Source organism: uncultured Rhodococcus sp. (assembly GCF_963525155.1).
In the GTDB taxonomy this organism is placed as follows: domain Bacteria; phylum Actinomycetota; class Actinomycetes; order Mycobacteriales; family Mycobacteriaceae; genus Rhodococcus_F; species Rhodococcus_F qingshengii.
In genome coordinates this window covers 1-5,436 of the sequence record NZ_CAURKP010000272.1, presented here as the reverse complement: position 1 = coordinate 5,436, position 5,436 = coordinate 1, and the positions used below count along the sequence as shown (strand labels likewise).

6 protein-coding genes are annotated in these 5,436 nt (G+C 61.1%); 5 read left to right on the top strand and 1 reads right to left on the bottom strand.

Annotation, left to right across the window (positions count from 1 at the left end):
- The first annotated feature begins 258 nt into the window (after nt 1–258).
- The gene (locus tag RWT78_RS27830) at nt 259–1,059 is read left to right on the top strand and encodes an NAD(P)H-binding protein (RefSeq protein WP_314682444.1); all 801 of its coding nucleotides are present in this window, start codon (nt 259–261) and stop codon (nt 1,057–1,059) included.
- Between the two features lie 218 nt (nt 1,060–1,277).
- Here RWT78_RS27830 and RWT78_RS27825 read toward each other — a convergent pair whose 3' ends face one another.
- The gene (locus tag RWT78_RS27825) at nt 1,278–1,742 is read right to left on the bottom strand and encodes a VOC family protein (RefSeq protein ID WP_314682443.1); all 465 of its coding nucleotides are present in this window, start codon (nt 1,740–1,742) and stop codon (nt 1,278–1,280) included.
- A gap of 102 nt (nt 1,743–1,844) precedes the next feature.
- On the opposite strand from RWT78_RS27825, the gene RWT78_RS27820 reads away from it, so the two are divergent.
- The 4 genes from RWT78_RS27820 (at nt 1,845) to RWT78_RS27805 (ending at nt 5,368) form a co-directional block, all read left to right on the top strand.
- A complete protein-coding gene (locus RWT78_RS27820) occupies nt 1,845–2,819 on the top strand; it encodes a WYL domain-containing protein (RefSeq protein ID WP_314682440.1) in 975 nt (324 codons plus the stop codon).
- A 122-nt stretch (nt 2,820–2,941) separates the two neighbouring features.
- Complete coding sequence (locus tag RWT78_RS27815; protein ID WP_314682438.1) at nt 2,942–4,147, top strand: MFS transporter; 1,206 nt, start codon at nt 2,942–2,944, stop codon at nt 4,145–4,147.
- 102 nt (nt 4,148–4,249) lie between these two features.
- The gene (locus tag RWT78_RS27810) at nt 4,250–4,918 is read left to right on the top strand and encodes a FadR/GntR family transcriptional regulator (RefSeq protein WP_003939850.1); all 669 of its coding nucleotides are present in this window, start codon (nt 4,250–4,252) and stop codon (nt 4,916–4,918) included.
- A 21-nt stretch (nt 4,919–4,939) separates the two neighbouring features.
- A complete protein-coding gene (locus tag RWT78_RS27805) occupies nt 4,940–5,368 on the top strand; it encodes a hypothetical protein (RefSeq protein ID WP_225320164.1) in 429 nt (142 codons plus the stop codon).
- Nucleotides 5,369–5,436 lie beyond the last annotated feature (68 nt).

Here is a 5,436-nt window from a genome sequence, read left to right as displayed (position 1 = left end):
CCCATCTCACACCGAGATGGGGGCCGGAGCCGTTCTCGCGACTCTTACAAGGCAATCTCGATTCGTAGGCGGGCCGTACGGTTCGTTAGTCCTGCTAGAGTCACTTCAATGCTTTCTTGCCGCACTTCCTGACCACCATCCGCAGCATTAGCTTGTTACGTCGCCCTGGGATGACGATTCTGTGTGCCTTCATGGGGATTCGCGATAGCCGAATCCCTATCTGACCACTCACCAGAATCCACCTTTGGAGTACGTACCATGAGAAACTTTCTCGTCACCGGAGCCACCGGAAACCTGGGCGGCGCTGCGCTGCGCATCCTGCAGGCACATACCGGATCGAACACCCACGCATTGGTCCGAAGTACTACCCAAACCGATGCACTCGGTCATCAGGGGATCGATACGCGAGTCGGCGACTACACGGATCGCGCGAGTTTACGGACCGCGTTCAGGGGCATCGACGGACTGCTGTTCGTATCGAGCCCGGCGCTCGATACGAATGTCAGAATAGAGCAACACAAAGCTGTTGTGCAGGAGGCAGTCTCGGCAGGCGTCGAGCACATCGTGTACACAAGTGCGATGGGAGCGCAGCACGATCCCGGTCATCGCACTACGGAAATCGAGCTGCAGGAGATCGGTGTGAGCCACACTGTCCTCCGCAATGCTCTCTACTCGGATGCATTTGCTGCCAAGGTAATTAACGACATGGAGTCCGGACCCATCGTTTCCGCCGGCGCGGGAAGTTCTCTGGTCACCTCCTCCATTGCCGATCTCGCCGAAGCAGCAGTCATCGCGCTGACATTCCCTCCCACCAAGCAGGTGTGGGAACTTCGAGGCCCGGCCTGGACCTTCGATCAACTCGCCGAAGCAGTCTCAGCCGAACTTGGCAGGACAATCGAGCACCGCGAGGTGGGCGACCTCGAAACCGGACCCTTTGCTGTGCTCTTTCCACTGATTCGCAAAGGGATCTTCAGCGAAGAGTCCGATGACCTGGCAACACTGCTACAACGCGCCCCTCAGCCAATCGAAGCCGTTGTCGCCCAGCTCTGCCGGAGCTGAACGATGGGCAGGACCACGACTGACCGCGGCACGAGTCAGCGTGGAATAACTTTCCGCAGAGGCTCGTTGTAGAGGGTGTCGGTGTTCGGTTCTTTGCCCCGGGTACCACCCCAGAATTGCCACTTCGAGTGGCCACTTGCCGAGAGGCGCAAGACGGGCACCGACGCGCTGGAGCCGCTGGACACCTTTTGGTGCCAGCGGCTTTGTCGTCTGAATGATCAGGCCGGGTTTTCGCCGGCAGCGACGTCGAGGATCCACGTCACCCCGAACGCATCGGTGAGCATGCCGAAACCGGGGCTCCACGCCGCGGCGGCAAGACCCTCGATGATCGATGCACCAGCAGAGAGTTTGGCCCAGTAGTTCTGCACCTCTTCGAGGGTTTCACCGCGAACCGAGACGAAGAACGGTTGGTCGGTGATCGTGGTGCCGTTCTCGCGGTGTGTCGAGCCTGCGTTGCCGGCCGAGCCGCCCGACTGTCCTGGGATGTCGTATGCCATCACGCAGAATCCGTCCGCTGTCACCTGGCCGAACACGATGTTCTCAGCGCCGGGCACCTCCTTGGGCATCCCGAAGTCGCCGTAGGTTGCGATCGTGACCTGGCCACCGAAGACGGACTGGTAGAACTCCAGAGCCGCGCGGGCGTCTCCGCGGAAGTTGAGGTGGGTCGTTGTCTTGATGCTCATGTCTGCTCCTGGTACGAACGTCGCTCGGGTTTTCCCTGACAACGTCGACTCTCACAGCCGTATAGGACTGTTTTCGTCCTAGACTCGTCGTAGTCTCACCGCATGGCGACCACCACTCGACTCTTGAATCTGCTGTCCCTCTTGCAGACGAGACGCGACTGGCCGGGCGCTCTACTCGCCGAGCGGCTCGACATCAGCCATCGCACGGTCCGCCGCGACATCGACCGGCTCAGGGAGATGGGTTACCGCATTGCGGCGACCATGGGCCCGGACGGCGGATACCGACTCGACGCCGGCAGCGAGCTGCCACCCCTGCTGTTCGACGACGATCAGGTCATCGCATTGGCAGTTGCGCTGCAGGCGGCGACGCTGACCGGCGTCGGTATCGAAGAGGATGCGGTTCGAGCGTTGACCACTGTGCGGCAAGTGATGCCTTCGCGTCTGCGCCATCGCCTCGACGCGCTCACGTTCACCACGATTTCGGCCGGCTCCGGCGACGCAGACTCCGTGTCCCCAGAGGTGCTCGTAGCAATTTCCGCTGCAGTCCGCGCTCGCGAGGTGTTCCGCTTCGATTACTCGAACGACCACTCAACCGACAACAGCGAAATAACACCCCCGCGCCGAGTGGAGCCGCATCATCTGGTGACCTCCAAGCGTCGCTGGTACCTCGTCGCGTGGGATCTCGCGCGAGACGACTGGCGAATCTTCCGCGCCGATCGCATCACCCCACGCACCCCGAACGGTCCCCGGTTCACGCCGAAGGAAATCCCCGGCGGCGACGTCAGCGAATACGTTTCCGCGCGCTTCAAAGGATCGGAACATATCAACAATTGGCCGTGCCATGGCAAGGTCGTTCTCCATCGACCAGCCAGTTATGTTCTTCCCTTTGTCGGGGACGGAATCGTCGAAGATCTTGGCCCCGAGCAGTGCAGTCTCGAAGCCGGATCATGGTCTTGGACGGCGCTGGCAGCCTCCTTCAACCGATTCGACACCGACATCGATGTCGTCGGCCCGGCAGAACTTACCCACGCTTTCGCACAACTTGCCGCCCGCAACGCCGCGACTGCTGCGAGTTAGTCAGTCGTCTCGAATGAGATCCAGGTCTCCAACACAACCGTGCGCCCGCGGGTTCGTGATAGCTTTCAAGTCCTCAGAGGACCTGAGGACTTGAAGACCTGAACGAAGGGATGCCCAAGGAGATGAAGAAGGGGCAAGTTGCATTTCTCACCGGCACACACGTCGTGAACGATCTGTACCAGGGGGCTGTGCCTGCACTGTTGCCGTTCATGATGCTCGAACGCGGATATTCCTATTCCGCGGTCGCCGGAATCACGCTCGCCGCGACCGGACTATCCAGTGTCGTGCAACCTGCATTCGGCATGCTGGTCGATCGAAAGAGCCGAAACTGGCTGGTACCCACAGGTTTTGTGACGGCCGCAGCAGGCATTGTCGTGGCAGCGATGAGCACCACCTACATCGTCACTTGGCTGGCAATTGCCGTGGCCGGCATCGGCATCGCCGCATACCATCCTCCCGCCACAAATTTGGCACGCGCGGCTGGAGGTCATTCACAGAAGGCCATGAGCGTGTTCTCCGTGGGCGGTACGTTGGGCGCCTCGCTGGCGCCACCGTTTGTCACACTCGTGGTTGGCTCACTCGGTTTGTCCGGCGGCTACCTACTCGCAGTTCCTGCAGTGGTGGCGGCTATTTGGTGGATGGTCGCCCAGTCGCGATCGGTCAACACTGGTGCGGCCGAGTCAGCCCAGTCGTTGAGTGCGCAACTGGCAGCGAACGGTCCGGTGTCAGACGATTGGCGCTCGTTCACACGACTCGTGCTGGTAACGGTCTGTTGGTCGATTCCGTACGTGACCACACTGTCGTTGGTCTCACCGTTCGTGCTCAACGGACTGAACGGATCGTCCTCGAGCGCTGCAATCGTGTTGTCCTCCTTCACATTGGCGGGAGCGGCCGGAACGCTACTGGGTGGAGTCCTCGCGGACCGTCGTGGTCGACGCGCATCCATCCGACTCGGCTACCTGCTTGCAGTACCTTCACTGGCGCTGCTCGCTGCCGCTCCGAACGTTGCAGTTGCCGAATTGGGAATCGTCTGTCTCGGATTTGCTATGTTCCTGCCCTTCGCGCCACAGGTGACATTGGCGCAGGACTACCTACCGAATCGCCCCGGCACAGCAAGTGGGGTGACACTCGGACTCGCGATGTCCGTGGGAGGCATCGCATCTCCACTGTTCGGCTACCTGGCAGATCACTTTGGACCGCGCATGGCGATCGGGGCGACAACTGCAGTGCTGTTCGTCGGCGCCGTCATCGCATTCACCTTGCGCGATCGACGCCTCGACCCGGAAGACGAGACGGAGCGCGAACTGGACGTCATCGCCCTTCGATAAACCAAAAGACGGCCCCGTAGTCTGAAGATTCATCGGAGGACATGAAGTATTACTCGGTGAGCCGCTCCATTGCGGTTCACCGAGTCAGTCAGGAGCAGTCACATGGCAGTGCGCCAGATCAAGCAGCAGTCGCTGGTACAGAAAGCCGCGGACGAACTTGCGCGCCTCATCGGCGACGGCGAGTGGCCGGTCGGGACCAAAATCCCGAACGAGCAGGATCTGAGCACACTCCTCGGAGTCGGGCGTTCGACCGGCAGAGAGGCAGTTCGCGCACTGATTGCGTCGGGCCAGCTCTACTCGCATCAAGGGTCCGGCACCTACGTCATGTCCTCGACACCGGTCACAGAACTCGAGCGAGAACTCAAACGCTCGGACCGCCGCGAAGTCTACGAAGTACGCAGACTCCTGGAAGTGGAAGCGGGCCGCCTGGCTGCCATGCGCCGAACTTCGGCCGACGTCGATCTGTTACAGGCAGCACTCGAAGCCCGTGAAAATGCCTCGACACCAACAGAATTTGTCGACGCTGACATGGAACTACATCGCGCCGTGGTGAATGCTGCGCACAACAGCGTGCTGTCGATGGTGTTCGATTCATTCATCGAAACGCTCCGCAACTCGGCCCTGGACGTGATCACCGACGTCGCGGCGCGAGACCCCGAATCGATCGACGACGAAGCCGCTGCCCACCGAGATCTAGTGGAAGCCATCGTCGCGGGTGATGCCGACGCTGCCAGCGCGGCAACGCGCAGGAACATGGACGGGCTCGACTGACCCTCTCTATCGTTGTCAGGCATGACGTCCACATCGCTCCCTCCACGGGGTCTCCGGATCGGTCTGTCCGCCATCGCGTGGCTAAACCTGCTCTCTGCGCTCGTAGGAATGGCGGGCCTGACGATCGGCGGCGGGATGGGCCTGCCTCCTGAGTGGATCGAGGGAACCGTCTTCCCTTCATATTTCTGGCCCGGAATCCTCCTCGGCGTTGTCGTCGGAGGCATCCAGGCCGCCGCGCTCTTCGCTCAGCACAACAGGTTCCGTCTGACGTGGGGCCTGCACGCGGCCGCCGGCCTGACCATGATGATCTGGATCTTCGTCGAGATCGCCATCGTTCTCGCCTGGTCGCCGCTGCAGGGCATCTTCTTCACCACCGGACTAGTCCAGACGATCCTCGCCGTTCTCGCACTCGGCGCCTGGCCTCGCCCCTTCCTCCAACGAGTCGAGTAACGACGGAACCTGTTCTCGAACAACAGAATCACGACGGCCGGGCCCACCTCACCTTCTCGAAAACGTCC

Bases quoted from the DNA above. Each gene is read 5' to 3' on its own strand.
- RWT78_RS27820 (WP_314682440.1), top strand. From the start codon at position 1,845: ATGGCGACCACCACTCGACTCTTGAATCTGCTGTCCCTCTTGCAGACG.
- RWT78_RS27810 (WP_003939850.1), top strand. From the start codon at position 4,250: ATGGCAGTGCGCCAGATCAAGCAGCAGTCGCTGGTACAGAAAGCCGCG.
- RWT78_RS27830 (WP_314682444.1), top strand. From the start codon at position 259: ATGAGAAACTTTCTCGTCACCGGAGCCACCGGAAACCTGGGCGGCGCT.
- RWT78_RS27825 (WP_314682443.1), bottom strand. From the start codon at position 1,742: ATGAGCATCAAGACAACGACCCACCTCAACTTCCGCGGAGACGCCCGC.
- RWT78_RS27805 (WP_225320164.1), top strand. From the start codon at position 4,940: ATGACGTCCACATCGCTCCCTCCACGGGGTCTCCGGATCGGTCTGTCC.
- RWT78_RS27815 (WP_314682438.1), top strand. From the start codon at position 2,942: ATGAAGAAGGGGCAAGTTGCATTTCTCACCGGCACACACGTCGTGAAC.